This is a genomic window from Bradyrhizobium sp. 930_D9_N1_4 (genome assembly GCF_052076015.1).
Taxonomy (GTDB): Bacteria; Pseudomonadota; Alphaproteobacteria; order Rhizobiales; family Xanthobacteraceae; genus Bradyrhizobium.
The window spans coordinates 588,117-607,887 of the sequence record NZ_CP197236.1 but is presented as its reverse complement, the minus strand read 5'-3'; the positions used below and the strand labels follow the sequence as shown (position 1 = coordinate 607,887).

Annotated in this window: 19 protein-coding genes; 12 read left to right on the top strand and 7 right to left on the bottom strand. The window is 64.6% G+C overall.

Translation table 11 applies throughout. The annotated features are described in order from the left end of the window. Nucleotides 1-77 precede the first annotated feature (77 nt). Both ubiG and AB7532_RS02820 read right to left on the bottom strand, forming a co-directional pair. Nucleotides 78-851, bottom strand: a complete 774-nt coding sequence (gene ubiG / locus AB7532_RS02825; RefSeq protein WP_441233318.1) for a bifunctional 2-polyprenyl-6-hydroxyphenol methylase/3-demethylubiquinol 3-O-methyltransferase UbiG — start codon at nt 849-851, stop codon at nt 78-80. A gap of 15 nt (nt 852-866) precedes the next feature. Further along, nucleotides 867-1,334, bottom strand: coding sequence for a PH domain-containing protein (locus tag AB7532_RS02820; protein ID WP_441239176.1), 468 nt, complete (start codon nt 1,332-1,334; stop codon nt 867-869). 148 nt (nt 1,335-1,482) lie between these two features. Here AB7532_RS02820 and AB7532_RS02815 point away from each other — a divergent pair, with 148 nt between their 5' ends. From AB7532_RS02815 to prfA, 3 genes are all read left to right on the top strand, one after another. After that, nucleotides 1,483-2,739, top strand: a complete 1,257-nt coding sequence (locus AB7532_RS02815) for an aspartate kinase (protein WP_441233317.1) — start codon at nt 1,483-1,485, stop codon at nt 2,737-2,739. A 371-nt stretch (nt 2,740-3,110) separates the two neighbouring features. After that, complete coding sequence (gene ptsP, locus AB7532_RS02810) at nt 3,111-5,378, top strand: phosphoenolpyruvate--protein phosphotransferase (protein ID WP_441233316.1); 2,268 nt, start codon at nt 3,111-3,113, stop codon at nt 5,376-5,378. A gap of 56 nt (nt 5,379-5,434) precedes the next feature. Then, the gene (gene prfA / locus AB7532_RS02805; protein WP_441233315.1) at nt 5,435-6,520 is read left to right on the top strand and encodes a peptide chain release factor 1; all 1,086 of its coding nucleotides are present in this window, start codon (nt 5,435-5,437) and stop codon (nt 6,518-6,520) included. A 15-nt stretch (nt 6,521-6,535) separates the two neighbouring features. On the opposite strand, the gene AB7532_RS02800 is transcribed toward prfA, so the two are convergent. Both AB7532_RS02800 and AB7532_RS02795 read right to left on the bottom strand, forming a co-directional pair. Further along, a complete protein-coding gene (locus tag AB7532_RS02800) occupies nt 6,536-7,018 on the bottom strand; it encodes a MarR family winged helix-turn-helix transcriptional regulator (RefSeq protein ID WP_441233314.1) in 483 nt (160 codons plus the stop codon). 122 nt (nt 7,019-7,140) lie between these two features. Further along, complete coding sequence (locus AB7532_RS02795) at nt 7,141-7,620, bottom strand: hypothetical protein (protein ID WP_441233313.1); 480 nt, start codon at nt 7,618-7,620, stop codon at nt 7,141-7,143. Nucleotides 7,621-7,998: 378 nt separating this feature from the next. On the opposite strand from AB7532_RS02795, the gene AB7532_RS02790 reads away from it, so the two are divergent. The 4 genes from AB7532_RS02790 to AB7532_RS02775 all read left to right on the top strand — a co-directional run bounded on the left by AB7532_RS02790 (nt 7,999) and on the right by AB7532_RS02775 (nt 12,859). Continuing rightward, nucleotides 7,999-9,330, top strand: coding sequence for a substrate-binding protein (locus AB7532_RS02790; RefSeq protein WP_441233312.1), 1,332 nt, complete (start codon nt 7,999-8,001; stop codon nt 9,328-9,330). A gap of 99 nt (nt 9,331-9,429) precedes the next feature. Beyond that, on the top strand, nt 9,430-10,305 hold the full coding sequence (locus tag AB7532_RS02785; RefSeq protein ID WP_441233311.1) for a branched-chain amino acid ABC transporter permease: 876 nt from the start codon (nt 9,430-9,432) through the stop codon (nt 10,303-10,305). A gap of 11 nt (nt 10,306-10,316) precedes the next feature. After that, on the top strand, nt 10,317-12,164 hold the full coding sequence (locus tag AB7532_RS02780) for a branched-chain amino acid ABC transporter ATP-binding protein/permease (protein ID WP_441233310.1): 1,848 nt from the start codon (nt 10,317-10,319) through the stop codon (nt 12,162-12,164). Next, nucleotides 12,161-12,859, top strand: a complete 699-nt coding sequence (locus tag AB7532_RS02775) for an ABC transporter ATP-binding protein (protein WP_441233309.1) — start codon at nt 12,161-12,163, stop codon at nt 12,857-12,859. Before AB7532_RS02780 ends, AB7532_RS02775 begins: the two co-directional genes overlap by 4 nt. Here the strand turns inward: AB7532_RS02775 and AB7532_RS02770 are convergent, their stop codons facing one another. Beyond that, complete coding sequence (locus AB7532_RS02770; RefSeq protein ID WP_441233308.1) at nt 12,860-13,285, bottom strand: HIT family protein; 426 nt, start codon at nt 13,283-13,285, stop codon at nt 12,860-12,862. It abuts the gene before it with no gap. Between the two features lie 90 nt (nt 13,286-13,375). On the opposite strand from AB7532_RS02770, the gene prmC reads away from it, so the two are divergent. After that, nucleotides 13,376-14,272, top strand: coding sequence for a peptide chain release factor N(5)-glutamine methyltransferase (gene prmC, locus AB7532_RS02765; RefSeq protein WP_441233307.1), 897 nt, complete (start codon nt 13,376-13,378; stop codon nt 14,270-14,272). Between the two features lie 461 nt (nt 14,273-14,733). After that, a complete protein-coding gene (locus tag AB7532_RS02760; RefSeq protein ID WP_441233306.1) occupies nt 14,734-15,534 on the top strand; it encodes a DUF4167 domain-containing protein in 801 nt (266 codons plus the stop codon). 84 nt (nt 15,535-15,618) lie between these two features. Here the strand turns inward: AB7532_RS02760 and AB7532_RS02755 are convergent, their stop codons facing one another. Beyond that, nucleotides 15,619-16,365: a class I SAM-dependent methyltransferase gene (locus AB7532_RS02755; protein WP_441233305.1), complete on the bottom strand. Its 747-nt coding sequence runs from the start codon at nt 16,363-16,365 to the stop codon at nt 15,619-15,621. 108 nt (nt 16,366-16,473) lie between these two features. Here AB7532_RS02755 and gloB point away from each other — a divergent pair, with 108 nt between their 5' ends. From gloB to AB7532_RS02740, 3 genes are all read left to right on the top strand, one after another. After that, on the top strand, nt 16,474-17,241 hold the full coding sequence (gloB, locus tag AB7532_RS02750) for a hydroxyacylglutathione hydrolase (RefSeq protein WP_441233304.1): 768 nt from the start codon (nt 16,474-16,476) through the stop codon (nt 17,239-17,241). A gap of 23 nt (nt 17,242-17,264) precedes the next feature. Then, on the top strand, nt 17,265-17,687 hold the full coding sequence (locus AB7532_RS02745; protein ID WP_441233303.1) for a cupin domain-containing protein: 423 nt from the start codon (nt 17,265-17,267) through the stop codon (nt 17,685-17,687). Between the two features lie 168 nt (nt 17,688-17,855). Next, a complete protein-coding gene (locus AB7532_RS02740) occupies nt 17,856-18,536 on the top strand; it encodes a flavin reductase family protein (RefSeq protein ID WP_441233302.1) in 681 nt (226 codons plus the stop codon). 288 nt (nt 18,537-18,824) lie between these two features. On the opposite strand, the gene yddG is transcribed toward AB7532_RS02740, so the two are convergent. Next, entirely contained in the window at nt 18,825-19,694 is an 870-nt protein-coding gene (gene yddG / locus AB7532_RS02735; RefSeq protein ID WP_441233301.1) for an aromatic amino acid exporter YddG, read from the bottom strand. Nucleotides 19,695-19,771: the final 77 nt, after the last annotated feature.

Genomic DNA, 19,771 nt, shown 5'->3' with positions numbered 1-19,771 from the left:
GTCACCGGCCACTCTCAGTGGTCGTCCCTGCGAACGCAGGGACGACAGCGCCCCGGGGGCGACAGCTCGCATCACACTCACACCATTCCTTCGGCCACCACCATGTAGTTCACGTCCATGTCGGACGAGAGCGTCCATTTGTCGGCGAAGGGGCTGTAGACGACGCCGGTCTGCTCGGTGATGACGAGGCGGTTGTCGAGGAGATATTTGGTCAGCTCGTCGGGGGTGACGAACTTGTTCCATTCGTGGGTGCCGCGCGGCAGCCAGCGCAGGACGTATTCGGCGCCGACGATGGCGAGCGCAAAGCTCTTCCAGTTGCGGTTCAGCGTCGAGACCACCATCAGACCGTTCGGCTTCAGCATTGCCGCGCAGCGCTTCAGGAAAACGCCGACGTCGACGACGTGCTCGACCACTTCCATCGCCAGCACGATGTCGAAGCGCTCGCGCGGATCGATCTCCTCCACCGTGGTGCAGCGATAGTCGATCGACAGATGCGCCTTGTCGGCATGCAGCTTCGCGGCGGCGATGTTGCTGACCGAGGGATCGACGCCGATGACCTGCGCGCCGAGGCGCGACAGCGGCTCGCACAGCAGGCCGGCGCCGCAGCCGATATCGAGGACGCGCAAGCCGCCGAGGCAGTTGAGGCTGCGCACATTGCGCTCGAACTTGCGGCAGGCGGCATCGCGGATGTAGCCGAGCCGCAGCGGATTGATCCGGTGCAGCGGCGCCATCTTGCCGTTGGGGTCCCACCACTCCGCCGACAGCTTCGAGAATTTTGCGATCTCGGCGGCGTCGACGGTCGAGCCCGGCGGGGTGCTTGTCGTTGCGGAAGTATCTTGCTGCATGCTCATGGGGTCAGCGCGGTCCTACCGCGTGGTGATCGAACTACGGAAGGCGAGCGGCGAGGCGATCGTCCGGATGGTTTCGCGGCCTTCGCCAACTCCGTTGATGGTCACGTCGCCGTAGTTGAGAATACGTCCAAGAATGGTCTGGTTGACATCAACACTCTCGACCTTGTCCAGCGCCATTTCAAAGGTGCGGCGCTTGATGAAGCCGGTCTTGTGCACAACCCTGAGGTTGGTGACGTCGGTCTCGGTGGTGAAGCGATGGAACCAGCCCTTCACGGTCCAGAACAAGGCCGCCAGAGCCACCACCCCTGAGACAACGAAGCACAGAATCCGGAGTTCATTGATCGTGGTCTGCCCCGACAGGACCAGCAGGCCCACGGCCACGATCCAGGCCAGAATGGCCGGAAAATAGAAGATCCAGTGCGCATTGGTCGAATACAGCACCCGCTCGCCGGGCTGCAGGATTTCGTCAATATAACGCGCCATAACCTCTGACAACCCATTGCCCGGATTGGGCCTCAGGAACCCGCTTGCCCCCGGGCCCGCCGCTATGTATACGCGCGGTCGGTATCCCCTGGCATCCGTCCAGCGCGGGTCACCATACTGATCCTTATGAAGGAATGCACGCGTCGTCATGAGCCGCCTCGTGATGAAATTCGGCGGCACATCTGTCGCCAACATCGAACGTATCCGCAACGTCGCACGCCATGTGAAGCGTGAGGTCGACGCCGGCCATGAAGTGGCTGTGGTCGTCTCGGCGATGTCCGGTAAAACCAACGAGCTTGTGGCCTGGTGCACCGAGGCCTCGCCGATGCACGACGCGCGCGAATACGACGCCGTCGTCGCCTCCGGCGAACAGGTGACGTCGGGCCTGCTGGCCATCGCGCTTCAGGGCATGGGCATCCAGGCCCGCTCCTGGCAGGGCTGGCAGATCCCGATCAAGACCAGCGACGCCCATGCCTCGGCCCGGATCGAGGACATCGACGGCAGCGAGATCATCACCCGTTTCAAGGATCGCAAGGAGGTCGCGGTCATCGCCGGCTTCCAGGGCATCGATCCCAAGACCAACCGCATCACCACGCTCGGCCGCGGCGGCTCCGACACCTCGGCCGTGGCGATCGCCGCCGCCGTCAAGGCGGACCGCTGCGACATCTACACCGACGTCGATGGCGTCTACACCACCGACCCGCGAATCGTGCCGAAGGCCAAGAGGCTCGACAAGATCGCGTTCGAAGACATGCTGGAACTGGCTTCCCAGGGCGCAAAAGTGCTCCAGGTTCGCTCGGTGGAACTCGGCATGGTCCACAACATGCCGATCTTCGTCCGCTCGAGCTTCGACAAGCCCGAGGATATCGACCCGCATGCCAACCAGCCGCCCGGCACGCTGATCTGCAGCGAGGAGGAGATCATGGAAAGCCACGTCGTCACCGGTATCGCCTTTTCGAAGGACGAGGCCCAGATTTCCGTGCGCCAGATCGAGGACAAGCCGGGCGTTGCCGCATCGATCTTCGGCCCGCTGGCGGATGCCAACATCAACGTCGACATGATCGTCCAGAACGTGTCCGAGGACGGCAAGACCACCGACCTCACCTTCACGGTGCCGGCCGCCGACTATACCCGCGCCAAGGATACGATTACCGCCGCCAAGGCCACGATCGGCTATATCAGGCTCGATACCGCCACCGACGTCGCCAAGATTTCGGTGATCGGCAGCGGCATGCGCAGCCATGCCGGCGTCGCCGCCCAGGCGTTCTCGGCCCTCGCCGGACGGAATATCAACATCCGGGCCATTACAACCTCCGAGATCAAATTCTCGGTTTTGATCGACACGGCCTATACCGAGCTCGCGGTGCGCACCCTGCACACGCTCTACGGCCTCGATCAGGCCTGAAGCGCGACCATCGTCGCGCTTCAGATTGTTGTCAGAACATGGCTTTCCGGAAAACCGCTTCGCGCCTTTCCGGACCATGCTTGGACTAATTTTCTCTTAGCGGTCGCAGCAAACGCGAAGGTGTACACACCTTCGGGTTTGGCAGGCGTTTTGCTTGGCAAAACAAGCCTCAATTCGCTATACGGCGAACAGGGTGGGCTGCCGCAGACTGTGTCCCAGTTCAGGCCGCTGATTCGGTGCAAGCGCAAAATCTAGAACAGGATTTGAGTTTGCGCCTGCGCCGGACAGACCATTTGGTTGTTTTTCTGGAATTTTGGGCCAGCCGCCGGCTGATACCGCCGGGCCAGGCAGACGGAGGAGATTGACGGTTCATGCGGAGCGCGTCGGGAGGTCCCCGCGTCTTGTTGAGACGGCTCCGCGAAACCATGGCGGAGCAGGTCTCGGCCCAGGAGCGGCTGGACAAGATCGTGGTGCTGATCGCCGCCAACATGGTGGCCGAGGTGTGCTCGGTCTACGTGCTGCGCGTCGACAACACCCTCGAGCTCTACGCTACCGAAGGTCTCAACCGCGAGGCGGTTCACCATACCGTGCTGAGCGCTCATGAGGGCTTGGTCGGCCTCGTCGCCAGCGAGGCGACCCCGCTCAATCTGAGCGATGCGCAGAGCCATCCGGCCTTCTCGTTCCGCCCGGAGACCGGCGAAGAAATCTATCACTCCTTCCTCGGCGTGCCGATCCTGCGCGCCGGCAACACGCTCGGCGTGCTGGTGGTGCAGAACCGCGCCAAGCGCAATTACGTCGAGGAAGAGCTCGAGGCGCTGCAAACCACCGCCATGGTGATCGCGGAGCTGATCGCCTCCGGTGAGCTCTCCGCGCTGGCCCAGCCGGGCCTCGAGCCTGCCGCGCGCCATTCCGCGCAGAAAGTCGGCGCCATCCTGTCGGAAGGCATCGCGCTCGGCCATGTCGTGCTGCACGAGCCGCGCGTGGTCATCAAGGACTACATCGCCGAGGACCTGCCGAAGGAAATCAAGCGGCTCGACACGGCGCTCGCCAAGCTGCGCGCGGATCTCGACCGCATGCTGGAGCGCGGCGACGTCGCCGAGGGCGGCGAGCACCGCGAGGTGCTGGAAGCCTACCGCATGTTCGCCAACGACCAGGGCTGGTCGCACAAGCTGCACGAGGCGGTCGCCACCGGCCTCACCGCGGAAGCCGCCGTCGAGCGCGTGCAGTCCGACACCCGCGCGCGCATGCTGCGCTCGACCGATCCCTATCTGCGCGACCGGCTGCATGATCTCGAGGATCTCGGCTACCGCCTGATGCGGCAGCTGGTCGGCCAGGATCACGCGCCGTCGCGCGAGCAACTGCCCGACAACGCCATCGTCATTGCCCGCGCGATGGGCCCGGCGGCACTGCTCGACTACGACCGCAAGCGCCTGCGCGGCATCATCCTGGAGGAAGGCACCGCCAATTCCCACGTCTCGATCGTGGCGCGCGCACTCGGCATTCCCGCGGTCGGCGAAGTTCCGAATGCGCCCGGCATTGCCGATCCCGGCGACGCCGTCATCGTCGATGGCACCTCCGGCATGATCTATGTGCGCCCCTCGCAGGAAGTCGAGGCGGCCTTTGCCGAGCGCGTGCGTTTCCGCGCCCGCCGCCAGGCGCAGTACCTGGCGCTGCGCGACCGGCCCTGCGTCACCAAGGACGGCCAGAAGGTCGAGCTGATGATCAACGCAGGTCTCGCGATCGACCTGCCGCATATCGAGGACACCGGCAGCGCCGGCATCGGCCTGTTCCGCACCGAGCTGCAATTCATGGTGGGACAGAGCCTGCCGCGCACCAGCGACCAGCTCGCGCTGTATCGCACCGTGCTCGATGCCGCCGGCCCCAAGCCCGTCACCTTCCGCACCCTCGACATCGGCGGCGACAAGGCGCTGCCCTATATGGAAGCGGTGATCGAGGAGAATCCCGCGCTCGGCTGGCGCGCGATCCGGCTCGGGCTCGACCGCCCCGGCCTGCTGCGTGGCCAGATCCGCGCGCTGCTGCGCGCCGGCGGCGGCCGCGCGCTGCGGATCATGTTCCCGATGATCTCCGAGGTCGCCGAGTTCGACTCCGCCAAGGCGCTGGTCGAGCGCGAGCTGACATATCTGCGCCAGCACGGCCACACGCTGCCCGAACGGATCGACATCGGCACCATGGTCGAAGTGCCCGCCCTGCTTTATCAGCTCGAGGAGCTCCTGAAGAAGGTCGACTTTATCTCGGTCGGCTCCAACGATCTGTTCCAGTTCCTGTTCGCGGTCGATCGCGGCAATGCCAAGGTGTCCGAGCGCTTCGACACCATGTCGGCGCCGATCCTGCGCGTGCTGCGCGAGATCGCGCGGAAGTCGAACGATGCGAAGAAGTCGCTGTCGCTGTGCGGCGAGATGGCGTCCAAGCCGATCGGCGCACTCGCCCTGATCGCGATGGGCTACCGCTCGCTGTCGCTCTCGGCGACCGCGCTCGGCCCGGTCAAGGCGATGGTGATCGACCTCGATGCCAGGAAGGCCGAGGCGATGCTCGGCCCGCTGCTGGACGCGCCAAGCGGCAGCATCTCGATCCGGCAGAAGCTGACGGAATTTGCCGAGGCCGAAGGCCTGGCGTTGTAGCGGGCCTGTCGCCGCTGTCCGCCGCCTCGCCCTTTCCGCCATTTGAGACCGAACCGATGTCGTCACTCCCCGAAGCCAAACTCGACGTGCTCCTTGCACATCATGCCTCGCTCGAGGCAGAATCGCTGGGACAACTCGCCTCCGAACGCTACGTGCAGATCACGCGCGAGCTCGCCGAGATCAACCCGCTGATCGAGGCGGTGAAGGCTTACCGGTCTGCGGTAAAAGAACTCGCCGACACCGAGGCGCTGATCGCCGATCCCGCAACCGATGCCGAGATGCGCGGCATGGCGGAAACCGAGCGCGACGAGCTGGCGCCGAAAATCGAAGAACTGATCCAGCAGATCCGCGTCGCGCTGCTGCCCAAGGACGCCATGGACGACCGCAACGTGGTGCTGGAAATCCGCGCCGGCACCGGCGGCGACGAGGCCTCGTTGTTCGCCGGCGATCTGTTCCGGATGTACGAGCGCTTTGCGAGCTTGCAGGGCTGGAAGGTCGAGGTGATCTCGGCGAGCGAAGGCACCGTCGGCGGCTTCAAGGAAATCATCGCGGAGGTGCAGGGCCGCGGCGCGTTCTCGAAGCTGAAATTCGAATCCGGCGTGCACCGCGTGCAGCGAGTGCCGGATACGGAAACGCAGGGCCGCATCCACACCTCCGCGGCCACCGTCGCCGTGATGCCGGAGGTCGAGGAGGTCGACGTCGAGATCAAGAACGACGATCTGCGCATCGAGACCATGCGCGCGCAGGGCGCGGGCGGCCAGCACGTCAACAAGACGGAATCGGCGATCCGCATCACCCACATCCCGACCGGCATCGTCGTGATGATGCAGGACAGCCGCTCGCAGCACAAGAACCGCGCCTCCGCCATGAATATCCTGCGCTCGCGCATCTACGACGCCGAGCAGCAGCGCCTCGACGCGGCGCGCTCCGCCGAGCGCAAGGAGAAGGTCGGCTCCGGCGATCGCAGCGAGCGCATCCGCACCTATAATTTTCCGCAAGGCCGCGTCACCGACCATCGCATCAACCTGACGCTCTACAAGCTGCCGCAAGTGATCGCCGGCGAAGCGCTCGGCGAATTGACCGACGCGCTGACCACCGAGCACCAGGCCGCACAGCTCGCCGCGCAAGGCGCAGCAGCGTAGCAGGCCGCGCGGTGCTCAGGCCTCGCTCGAGACCCGGAATGACTTCAGCAGGCGGCTCAACGCCGGACTCGCGGCGCGGCGAAGCTCCTCGAGATTCTTCCGCGAGAGCGCTCGCAATTTCTGCTCACCTTTCGCCGTCAGCTTGAGATGGACCCGCCGGGCGTCCTCGGGGTCGGCGACTTTGCTGATCAGCCCGACCTTGGCCATGCGGTTGAGCAGCTCGACCGCCGAATGATGCCGGATCAGGAGAAATCGTGCGATATCGCCGACCGTCGCCGGCTGCGGTTGGACGAAGCCCTTGATGCCGAGCAGCGCCTGGTGCTGTTGCGCGGTCAATCCCTGATCTTGCGCGGCGGCCTCGCTGAACGCCAGGAAGCTCCGGATCTGATAACGGAACTGCGCCAACGCCGCATAGTCGGTGTCGCGCATCGTGCGGCCGCCTGACGGCGCGGCAGGCTTCGCCGCCGTGGACCGTCGCGCCTTCTTTGCCTGAACCATGCCGTGCCGCCTCCGACCTCGCCGCCCGGCGAAACGGGCAGCCTAGCCAAAAGTAGCAAGCAGAAGCCGCCGGACCAACCGACGAGCACCGCGGATGCACAAATATCGGCGCGGTGCGCGGCCTATTCGAAGCTGGACAGCAGGATCTTCACCAAAATGACCTGAAACGCGAGCGGGATACGCACGCTCTTCCGCCGGATCGAGCGCTGGAGCGCGCCCGCGATCTCGGCGCTGGTGAGGCTGCCCGCCGATGCGTTGGCGATCAGTTCCGCCCACATCTGCGACAGCGAGCCGCCTGATGGGATCACCGGCTTGATGGTGACGCCGCAGCCCTGCGCCCAGTCGACGATTTCCCCCATGGTGTGGGGACCGCAATTGCGCGCGGTCGCAAGGCGCTCGGCCGTCAGCGCGCGCAGCAATTCGCGTGAGGGCGCCCAATTCCCCTTCGGCGGCTGGTCGCCGGTGAGCTCGACCGCGAGCTCCTTCAGAATGTTCTGGGCGCGCACGCTCAGCTTCTTCATCGGCACCGGCGCGCGCTTGGCCTGAACGGAGCCGATCGCCGGCCCCCGCTCGCCGGCCGGCCGGTTGCGCGGCTCGGGCATGCGGGAGGCATCACCGGACTGCGGCGCTGAACGCTGGTCGCCCTCCCCGGCAGGCCACGCAGCCTCCGGCCGCTCCGTCTCCTGCGTCCAGGATCGTTGCTTTCGGGCACCCGCCACTGTCGTCTGCCGCGCCATTTCTCTCGCCGAACCCGCCAGCCTCGTACTCACAAAGACTAATATATATCGTTATCCGATATGTTTTCACGTGATAATTTTCGTCGTTCGACGAAAGACGAAATTGACAGAAGGGCTTCACAAGCAATGCTTAGGGCCAAGAGCTACACGCGGATGTGACGTGCCCGGCGCAGCAGGCCTGCTGGCGCCGGACAGGTCGTGCTTGCGCCTGCAAAACAAGAACGATGTTCGGAGGAAACGACCATGACTGACGATCTCATCCGCCGCGGCCTCTCGCGCCGTGGCCTGCTCCAGACCACCGCCGGCCTCATCGGCGGCTCCATGCTGCCGGCGATGCCGGCCTTCGCCGAGGACAAGCCGATCGGCTCCTATCCCGCGGGCGTGTCGGGTTCCACCGCCTTCATCGGCATCTCGGTGCCGCGCACCGGCACCTATGCCGTGCAGGGCGAGGACGAGCTCAAGGGCTACCAGCTCGCGATCGAGCACATCAACAGCGGCCATGACCTGATCAAGAAGATCTCGCCGAAGACCAGCAAGGGCGTGCTCGGCAAGGAGTTGAAGTTCGGCGTCGCGGATTCCGCGGCCAAGCCGAACGAGGCGGTGCAGGCGCAGCAACGCTTCATCAGCGAGAACAAGGCGATCATGATCACCGGCGGCACGTCGAGCGCCGTCGCGGTCGCGCTCAACAAGCTCGCGCAGCGCGAGCACGTGCTGTTCGTGTGCGGCATTTCAGGTTCGAACGACACCACCGGCAAGGATTGCGTCCGCTACGGCTTCCGCCAGAACTTCTTCGGCCAGACCGCCGCAGCCGCCATCGGCCCGGTGATGGTGCGGGAGTTCGGCAAGGGCAAGAAGGCGGCGTATCTCACGCCCGATTACACTTATGGTCACACCGTCACCAAATCGATGCAGGATTTCCTCGCGACCGCCGGCTGGACGACGGTGACCAACCAGGTCGCACCGCTCGGTGCGCCCGACTATTCCTCCTATCTGCTGAACGTCGCGAATTCCGGCGCCGACGTGCTCATCAACGTCAACTGGGGCCACGACGCGGTGCTGTCGACCCAGCAGGCCAAGCAGTTCGGCGTACTCGACAAGATGAAGCTGGTCGTCCCCTACCAGGTCCCGTTCATCGCACGCGAGACCGGCGGCCTGATGCAGGGCGTCTACGCCGCCACCGACTACTGGTGGACGATTGAGGACAAGTTCCCGCTGGCCAAGATGTTCAACGAGGCGTTCGAGAAGAAGTACGGCTACAAGCCGGAATGGGGCGCGGAAAACGCCTATGTCAGCTTCGCGCACTGGGCGCACATGTGCGAGCAGGCCGGCAGCTTCAATCCACCCGACGTGATCAAGGCCTATGAGAAGGGCGAGACGATCCCCTCCCTCGTCGGCGACGTGCATTACCGCCCCGAGGATCACCAGTGCGTCCGCCCGGTGATCATCGTGAAGGGCAAGCAGCAGAAGGACATGAAGAACAAGGAAGACTGGTACGACGTCGTCGAGATTGTCCCGGGTGAAGGGCTGATGCAGAAGCCGGATGCCTTTGGCTGCCGACCCGGCGACTACAGCTAACCCACGCTAACCCCTGTGACGCCGCGGGCTGTTCTCTGGTCCTGCGGCGTCACCTTTTTCTGACGCAACCTCATCGCGCGTCACAACAGCGATTGTCGCATGATCAGTTGGCCCAACCTCGTTTCACAGCTCTTCAACGGGCTCGCGCTCGGCGCTTTGCTCGCGCTGATCAGCTCCGGCCTGACCATCATCTACGGCACGCTCGGCGTGCTCAACCTCGCGCATGGCGCGATGTTCATGATCGGTGGCTATGCCGGCTTCGTCGCCTACCAGTACACGGAATCGTTCATCATCGCCGTCATCGCGGGCTCGCTGTTCGTGATGCTGCTCGGCGTTCTCATGGAACGCGTGATCATCCGGCACTTCTATCACCGTCCGCATGAGGATCAGCTGCTGGTGACCTTCGGCCTCGGGATCTGCTTCGTCGAACTCGTGCGCCTGCTGTTCTCGAGCCAGTCGCAACTGGTGCCGCCGCCGGCGCTGTTCCAGGGCATCACCAATCTCGGCTTCATGTTCTATCCGACCTACCGCCTCGCCGTGGTCGGCATCGTCGCGGTCGCGCTCGGCTCGCTGTTCATCGTCCTCTACCGGACCCGGCTCGGCATGATCGTGCGCGCCGGCATCGAGGATTCGGTGATGGTGGATTCGCTCGGCATCAACGTCTACCGCGTCTTCATGATCGTGTTCGGCATCGGCGCGATGGCTGCCGGATTTGCCGGCATCGTCAACGCGCCGGTGGTGTCGCTGACCCCCGGCATCGGTGACGACATCCTGGTCCAGACCTTCGTGGTGGTGGTGATCGGCGGCGTCGGATCGTTCCCGGGCGCGATCCTCGGCGGCCTGATCGCCGGCGAGATCATCAGCGTCACCTCCATGTTCAACCCCGGCTATGCCTATGTGATGCTGTTTGCGGCAATGACGCTCGTGCTCGTGGTGCGACCGCATGGCCTGCTCGGCACCCAGGGCCGCGAGTAAGCGATTTCCTAATGCTCAAGCAACGCCCGTTTCTGATCGAGACCCTGACCGCGATCGGTTTGATCGCAGCCCCGTTCGTGCTGCCACATCTCGGATTCGCCCCGAACACCGTGAACCGGATCCTGGTCTGGGGCCTGTTCGGCCTCGGCTTCGATATCCTGTTCGGCTTCACCGGCCTCTTGTCGTTCGGCCAGTCCGCCTTCTACGGCACCGGCGGCTTCGTCGCCGCCTACCTCTTGACCCGCACCGGCTTCGGCAACGTGATGGGTGCGCTGATCATCGGCATGATCGCGGCCGCCGCGACCGGCTACCTCGTCGGCCTGATCGCGCTGCGCCGGACCGGCATCTACTTCGCCATGATCACCGTGGCGATCGCGCAGGTGTTTTTCTTCGTCGAGTTCAATCCGCTGTCGGATTTCACCGGCGGCGAGAACGGGCTGCCCGGCGTACCGACTCCGAGCTTCAATCTCGGCTTCACGACCATCCATTTCACCAACGGCTGGTCGCTCTATCAATTCATCGCGCTGTGCTACTTCGTCGGCATCGTCATCGCACTCAGGATCGTCCGCTCGCCGGTCGGCGCGATCTTCAGCGCGATCCGGGACAATCCGCTGCGCGCCACCGCGGTCGGCCACAACATCCATGGCTACAAGCTGACCGCTTTCGTGATCGCCGCGGCTTACGCCGGCTTCGCGGGCGGTCTGCTCGGCGTGCTCCAGGCCTTCATGCCGCCCGACGCTTTCACCTTCGACACCTCCGGCCAACTCGTGATGCAGACGGCGATCGGCGGCAGAGGCACGCTGTTCGGACCGCTGGTGGGTGCAGCCGTCTGGCTCTTCCTTCAGGATTTCCTCCAGGCGGCGCTGGACCTCGGAGCGGCCTGGAAGCTCGTGCTGGGCGTCGTGTTCGTGCTGCTGGTCTGCTTCCTCCGCGGCGGCATCGTCGGCGGGATTGTCGATCTCTATCGCCTCGCGTCCGGCAAACGGAAGCGGACGGACGCAGAGACCGACCAGGAAGCCGCGGACGCCGAAACCCCGCAGCAGCCCGTGCCGGCGCCGATGCACGCCAAGGAGGTCGAGCATCCCGCCTATTCCGGGCCGATCCTGAAGGCCACGGGCCTCACCAAGCGCTATGGCGGCCTCGTCGCCAACAGCGACATCGATTTCAGCGTCAATCAGGGCGAGCTGCGCGGCATCATCGGACCCAACGGTGCCGGCAAATCGACCTTCTTCAAGATGCTGACCTGCGAGATCGCGCCGACCTCCGGCCAGATCGTGTTCGAGGGCCGCGACATCACGGGATTGAAGGTCACCGACGTTTGCCAGCTCGGGCTCACCAAGAGCTACCAGGTCAACCAGCTCTTCACCGGCCTCACGGTGCGGCAAAACCTGACGATCGCGGCACTCGCGGAGTTGCGCGGAAAGTTCCGGCTCGACCTGTTCCGCAAGCTCTCCAGCGTGAAGGGCCTGACGGAGCAGGTGGAGCACACGCTCGCTCTGGTCAATTTGACCCGCCGCGCCGACACGCCGGTTGCCGAGCTCGCCTATGGCGAGAAGCGCCGGCTGGAGATCGGGCTTGCACTCGCGACGTCGCCGCGCCTGCTGCTGCTGGACGAGCCGCTCGCGGGCATGAGCCCGCGTGAGCGCGTCGAGACCGTCAAGCTGCTCAAATCGATCGCGCGCGGCCGCACCATGATCATCATCGACCACGACATGGATTCGCTGTTCGAGCTGGTCGAGCGCGTCACCGTGCTCCAGGAGGGCCGCGTGCTGGTCTCCGGGAGCCCTGAGGAAATCAAGACCAACGCAGCGGTGCAGGAAGCCTATCTCGGCGGCGTTCACGGGGAGATCGCCGCATGAGCCTGATCGAGGTCAACGGCCTGAACAGCTATTACGGGGACTCCCACATCCTGTTCGACGTCGCCATGCATGTCGAGCGGCACGAGGTGGTGGCGCTGCTCGGCCGCAACGGCGCCGGCAAGAGCACGACGCTGAAGAGCCTGATGGGCGTCGTGACGCCGCGCAGCGGCAGCGTGAAGTTCGACGGCATCGACGTCGCCGGACGCAAGAGCCACAGAATCGCACAGGCGGGCATGCAGCTCGTCCATGAGGAGCGGCGCATCTTCGGCAGCCTGTCGGTGGAGGAGAACATTCTGCTCGCCGGGATCACCGCGCCGAAGCGCTGGCCGCTCGGGCGCATCTACGAGATGTTTCCGCGGCTGCAGGAGCGGCGCAACAACCGCGGCACCGAGCTCTCCGGCGGCGAGCAACAGATGCTGGCGATCGCGCGCGCCCTGGTGCGCGATCCCAAGATCGTGCTGCTGGACGAGCCGTTCGAGGGGCTCGCGCCCGTCATCGTTCAAGATCTCGTCAAGGCCTGCCGTGAGCTCGCGGCTGCCGGCCAGACCATCGTGCTGGTGGAGCAGAATTTGGCGGCGACGCTGGCGCTGGCGACGCGGATCTACATCATCAACAACGGTCACATCGTCCACGAAGGCCCGGCGCATGAGCTCAAGGCCCAACCGGAGCTGCTGCAGCGCTATCTCGGCGTCTAGTCAGCTGCCAAGCGCCGCGATCATCCGTTTGGCGTGATCGGCAAGCACGGCCATGTCTTCCTTGCGCGTCTGCGCCGGCAGCAGCCCGATTCCGGCCCTGACCGGCATGACGTGCATGTGCAGGTGGAAGACCACCTGCCCGCTGGCGGGTTCGCTGAACTGCTGGAGGATGATGCCCTCGGCGTCGAACGCGGTCATCGCCGCGACCGCGATCCGCTTGGCGGTTCGGGCGACCGCGGCGAGATCGTCATCGGCGATGTCGAGGATGCCGCGCGCCGGCGCCCGCGGAATGACCAGCGTGTGTCCGGGCGAGCGTGGCATGATGTCGAGGAAGGCGAGGCTGCGGTCATCCCTGAAAACCTCGAAGCAGGGAATTTCGCCGCGCAGGATCTTTGCAAAGACGTTCTGATCGTCATAAGCCGTCATGGGTCCCTCCCTCCCCGCCTGCGCGGATGAAACGCGCTCCTTTCCGTTGACGCAAGCGATGCTGCCGATCTATCCACGATGCCAGGCAGGATGACTCCATTGGCGACAGGCTTCGATCCCGGGTCCAGCATCGAGGGTGCACGGCGCGCGCTCGCTGCGCGGCTGCGAGCGGCCGGTATCGAGGATGCCGGGCTGGATGCGCGCCTGCTCGTCGGGGCGGCGCTGGAGCTCGATCTGACTGCCATGGTGACGCAGGCGGCGCGACAACTTGCGCCGGAGGAGGTCGCACGGGTCGACGCCTATACGCAGCGCAGGCTCGCGCATGAGCCGGTCGCCCGCATTCTCGGTGTGCGCGAGTTCTGGGGCATGCCGTTCCGGCTGTCCGAGGCGACATTGGTGCCGCGACCGGACACCGAGACCGTGGTCGAGCTGGCGCTCGAGATTTTTCGCGAGCACACGATGTCCGGGCGGCGCCCGCGTATCGCTGATATCGGCACCGGATCAGGCGCCATCCTGCTCGCATTGCTGCACGAGATTCCCGATGCGTTCGGCGTCGGCACCGACGTCAGCCTGACGGCGCTCGAGACGGCGCGCGACAATGCCGCAGCTCTTGGGCTTGGCGACCGTGCCGCTTTCGTCGCCTGCTCCTATGCGACGGCTCTCAGAGGTCCATTCGATCTCATCGTGTCGAACCCGCCCTACATCCCCTCGGGGGAAATTCCGAAACTGAGCATCGAGGTGCGCGAGCACGATCCGCATCTGGCGCTCGACGGCGGCAATGACGGCTACGACGCCTACCGCGCCCTGATCCCGCAGGCGGCTGAGCGGCTCGCACCCGGGGGAGCGTTGATCGTCGAGGCTGGACAGGGTCAGGCCGGGGATATTGAAACCTTGATGACGGCTGCCGCGTTGACAGTGGACAGACCGCCCAAGGTGGATTTGGCGGGCATCCCGCGGGCGGTTTCGGCCCGAAAAATGCCCCCATAAAAGCCGGATTGGGCTGCAAAAAACCTCTTGGAATATCCCTTGGGAACGACTACCTTCCGGTCAACAGATCGGTGCCGGCCCCGTAGACCTACGGGTGAAAGCCGGGCTCTCGGGCGAGAGCTTTACTGATAAAGGTTCCAAGCCGCAGGTCCTGTTGAGCGCGATGGCAGATTAGAGCTGCGCTGCTTACCGACCGCAACGTGAACGAAAGCCTGATATTGCGCTTGAAGACTTACGCAACACAGCTGGGCTTGTTTCGGCAAGCGATATGAATGGGTTCGCTGGCAATGAATGCTGGCGAGTGGGGAACGCGTCTTTGTTGAACGCGACGGTCGACGAACATCGGCAAGGTTCAAGCCGCTCTTGCGCGGTACGCGCGAGAGACGTGAACCGCTGTCATCAGGTCACTCATAGCAATCAGTAATGCGTGCAACCTTTAGGGCTGGAATTAAAGGCAGGACATGAGAAACGGTCAGAACAAGCAGCGGATGCGCAACCGCAACAATAATAACAACAACAATAACAACAATAACCGGCGCGGCCAGAACCCGATGACCCGGGTTTACGAGTCCAACGGACCCGACATCAAGATCCGCGGCACGGCTTCGCACATCGCCGAGAAATATCTTCAGCTCGCGCGCGATGCGCGCTCCTCCGGCGACCCGGTTGCGGCCGAAAACTACTACCAGCACGCCGAGCATTATTTCCGCCTGATCGCGACGGCCCAGGAGCAGTTCCGCCAGAACCAGCAGCCTCGCGGCGACGAGCCGAACAGCACCGGCAGCGGTGACGACAGCGAGGACGACGGCGAGAATTTCTCGAATTTCGGCCAGGAGCCGGGCTTCGTTCCGCAGCCTCCGCCGCAGCAGCAGCCCTTCATGCGCGACCGCGACGGCCAGCGCGACCATCAGCAGCGTGATCATCAGGGCCGCGACAACCAGCCCTTTCAGCGCGACCAGCAGCAGCCGCGTGAGCATCGCGAGCGTGATCATCGTCCGCAGCCGCAATATCAGCCTCAGCCGCAACCGCAGAACCAGCCGCAGCCCGTCGTCGCCGACGCCGGCAGCGTCGATCGCCTGCCTTCCTTCATCACCGGCGCGCAGCCGCAGGCGACTGGTGGCGCGAACAGCGCCCCGGCCGGCTTCGAAGGCGGTGGTGGCGGCGAGCGTTTTCCGCGGCGGCGACGCCGGCCGAATGGTCCGCGTCCCGAGCGCGAGGCAGCTCCGGCCGGCTCCAGCGACGAAGTGGCGTCCGGCGAGTAAGCTTCGACGAATATCCTGAACTGAAATCGTCCCGGCCTCGCCGGGACGATTTTTTTGACGACGATCGGCGGCGACGCGCGTGCCTTAGCGGCGCGTGACCGTGGTCGACGACGGCACCAGCACGGGCTTGGTCAGTGCGGGAATCAGCCGTGCACGTTCGCGCTTGGCGGGGATCGCACGATAGACCTGCTTGGTTGCCTCGACGATGTGCACCCCGGCGAAGGGCAGCGACAGCGCCGCGCCCGCCCGCTCCCACATCTGCGCCGATTTCAGCACCCAGCCGCCGGCGTAAGGCGGCATGAACAGCGCCTCGCCCCAGGTCGTCGGCGTGAACCAGGTCTGACGCAGGAGATCAGTGATCTGCGAGCGCGAATAGGGCCGGCCGTGGCCGAATGGGGTGCTGTCGGTGCGGGTCCACACCCCGCGCCGGTTCGGGATCACCGCAATCATGCGGCCGGAGGGCGACAGCACCCGCCACACCTCGCGCAACAGCGCGGCCGGATCGTCCGACATCTCCAGCGCATGAACCAGCAGGATACGGTCGACCGCGGCATCCGGCAGCGGCAGCGAGAATTCATCGACCAGCGAGGCCAGCGCCGGCCGTCCGGTCGGCCATTTCAGGACGCCCTGTGCCGACGGCATGAAGGCGATGCAGCGCTCCGCGTCCTCGCGGAAGAGGCCGAGATAGGGCGTGGGATAGCCGAAACCGAGCACACGCTGGCCGTCGGCATTCGGCCAGCGCTCCCTGATGCCGCGATTGATCATTTGCCGCGCCACAATCCCAAGGCGACGGGAGTAAAACTCGCGCAGGTCGACGACATCGATGGTCATGACGGCAATGTAACATGCACAAGGCCGCCGCCGCCCGCGGAATATTGCATTGCCTGTGCAACGTTATCGCCATATTTGTCTGGCGGGGCTGAGCGCGATGGAGACGACATGGCTGCCGAAATTCGTACTTTCAGCTGTTTAAACGACAATTTCGGTTACCTGATCCACGATGTGGAAACCAAGGCGACCGCCTCGATCGATGCGCCGGAGGCCGGCCCCATCCTGAAGGCGCTGGAGCGCGAAGGCTGGCAGCTCACCGACATCCTGATCACCCATCACCATGGCGATCATGTCGGCGGGGTCGCCGAACTCAAGCAGACATACAATTGCCGCGTCGTCGCGCCGCATGACAAGGCGGCGAAGATCGCCAATGTCGATCTGCGCGTCGCCAATGCCGACGTGGTCAAGATCGGCAATTTGCTGGCGCGTGTCGTGGAGACGCCCGGCCACACGCTGGACCACATCTCCTACGTGTTCGACAACGAAAAGACGCTGTTCGCCGCCGACACGCTGTTCTCGATCGGCTGCGGCCGCGTGTTCGAGGGCGACTACCCGATGATGTGGGATTCGCTGTTGAAGCTGCGTGCCCTGCCCGACGACTTCAAGCTCTATTGCGGCCACGAATACACGGCATCCAACGTCAAGTTCGCGCTCACGGTCGACCCCGACAATGCGGCGCTCCAGGCGCGCGCGGCGGAGGTCGCAAAACTGCGGGCCGAGAACAAGCCGACGATTCCCTCACTGCTTGGTGACGAGAAGCGAACAAACGTGTTCCTGCGGGCTGATGCGCCCGAGATCGCAGCCAGGCTACATATGAAGGGCGCGGAGGCCGCCGCGGTGTTCGGCGAGCTGCGTGAGCGCAAGAACAAGTCATAGAGAACAAATCCTGACGGGGATCGATGCCGACCGCAGCCGAGATCATCGCGCACCTCGAACTCCGTCCGCATCCCGAGGGCGGGCACTACCGCGAGACCTTTCGCGACCAGACCACGGACGCCAACGGGCGGTCGCGCTCGACCCTCATCTACTTCCTGCTCGCGCGCGGCGAACGCTCGCACTGGCACCGCGTCGATGCGGTGGAGACCTGGCACTATTATGCCGGAAGCCCGCTGACGCTGCGCATCGCGCATGAAGGTTGCTCGCAACACGAGGTACGGCTCGGCACGGACCTCGTGAGCGGCGAGCGGCCGCAAGCGATCGTGCCGGCAGATGCGTGGCAGATGGCGGAGACCACCGGTGAATGGACGCTGGTCGGCTGCACCGTGGCGCCCGCTTTCGAGTTCGCGAAGTTCGAGCTCGCGCCCAAGGGCTGGGAGCCCTGAGCTTCGATTCTGATTGAATCAGAACCGAAGCTCTAGATTCTTGCTTTGACGCGTTTTCTTCACGCGAACCGGCATCCATTTCGCTCGAAAACGCTTCATATCTGGAATCGGGTGGGTTCGATTTGCCTTCGCAACTAGGACTGCGCTTCCAATCAAGAGGAGCGCACGATGCACGGAACATTCGGTCCCGCAGTCCAGATCGACCCGGCAATTTTGTATTTCGGAACACCCGTCGTCCTGATCGGCTCGACCAATGACGACAGCTCGCACAATCTCGCGCCGATGTCGTCGGCATGGTGGGTGGGATGGCGCTGCATGCTCGGGCTCGCGCGCAATTCCAAGACCACCGAGAACATGATTCGCACCGGCGAGTGCGTGCTCAATCTGCCGTCAGCCGACCTCGTCGCCGCCGTCGATCGCCTCGCTCGTACCACGGGATCGAACCCGGTGCCGGCAGGAAAGCTCTATCGCGGCTACCGGCACGAGAAAGACAAGTTCGAGCTGAGTGGCCTGACTGCGTTGGCGAGCGAGACCGTCAGCGCACCGCGCGTCGCGGAATGTCCGGTGCAGATGGAAGCCAAGGTCGCCTATGTGCACGAGATGGCACAGGATGACGCGGTCTGGCGCGGCAATCTGGCTGCGATCGAGGTCCGCATCACCCGCGTGCACGCCCATCCCGACATCATGATGAGTGGCGCGCCCAACCGTATCGATCCCGACAAATGGCGGCCGCTGATCCTGAGCTTCCAGGAGTTCTATGGCTTGACGCCGCAACGCCTGCAGAGCTCCGAGCTTGGGCAGATTCCAGAACCGATGTACCGGCCGCCGGGCTGGCAACCGGCGCTTTAGCTACGGATCAATCCTGGTCAGCTGGGATGGGCTTCCGCACGGGTATTCGGCGAACAATCCACGTCGGAAGCTTGTCGTAGGCAGGCCGATAGCCGCCGGCTCGATATTCATCTTCTGTCAGCTGGAGGAAGGATTTTCCATCCGTGACCGTAACCACCTTCGGGCGGCCATTCGCACCCTCGCTCCGATGAATGCCGGTGAACGTTTCGGGCGGCGCGCTGACTTGCGCCATGGCGCCCGGAGCAGCGAGCATAGAGTACAGCGTGAGCGGTGGGGCGAACCAGCGTCTCATCGTTTCCGCAGCACCATGTCCTTCGCTGCGATCAGGCCGCCGCCGGCGATCAGGATCGCGGCGATGGCGATGTTGGCGCTGGCTTGCGCAAAACCGGCCGCGATGAGGAAGCCGGTCGAGAGCAGCGGCGTCGCGTAGGAGGCGGCGCCGAGCACGCGGATGTCGCCGCGCTTCATGCCGATGTCCCAGGCATAGAACGCCGCACCGACGGGGCCGATGCCGAGCGCGATCACGGCGAGCCATTGCAGCTTGGTTTCCGGCCATATCGTGGTTTCGAGCAGACCGTGCATCAGCGCGGCGAGCACCGATGTGGCGAGACAGAAGCCGGCGACCGCGTCGGTCGGAACCGCCTTCAATCGGCGCGACAGCACCGAATAGGCGGCCCACACGAACGCAGCGATGAAGGCCGCGACCAGCCCCGGCACCTGCCCGGGCGTGAAGGTCGACGTGTTGCCGGCGAACAGCAGCACGGTGCCGACGAGGCCGAGCACCGCGCCGATGATGTGATGCATGGCCAACCGCTCGCCCGGCAGCAACGACGAGAACAGCACGATCAGCAGCGGCCACATGTAGTTCAGAAGGCCGGCTTCGGCCGGCGGGGCGAAACGCAACGCGAGGAAATACAGCGCGTGATAGCCGAACAGGCCACCGACGCCGACGGCCCACACGACCAGCGGCTGGCGCAGGCTCTTCGCCGCGTCGCCGCGGCCGATCCAGGTGAGCAGGCCGACGAGACCGCCGATCGCAAAAGTCATCGCGGCGAGCTGGAACGCCGGGATCTTTCCGGTCGCCACCGTCATCACCGAGAGCAGCGACCACATCAGGATCGCGGTCAATCCGATCAGCGTGGCTGTGCGTGGGGTCATCGATCAAAGGCTCTGAGGACGCTAATGCCCGGCACGAGGCCGGGCATTTCCGTCTTCACTATCGCCTTGTCACCTTC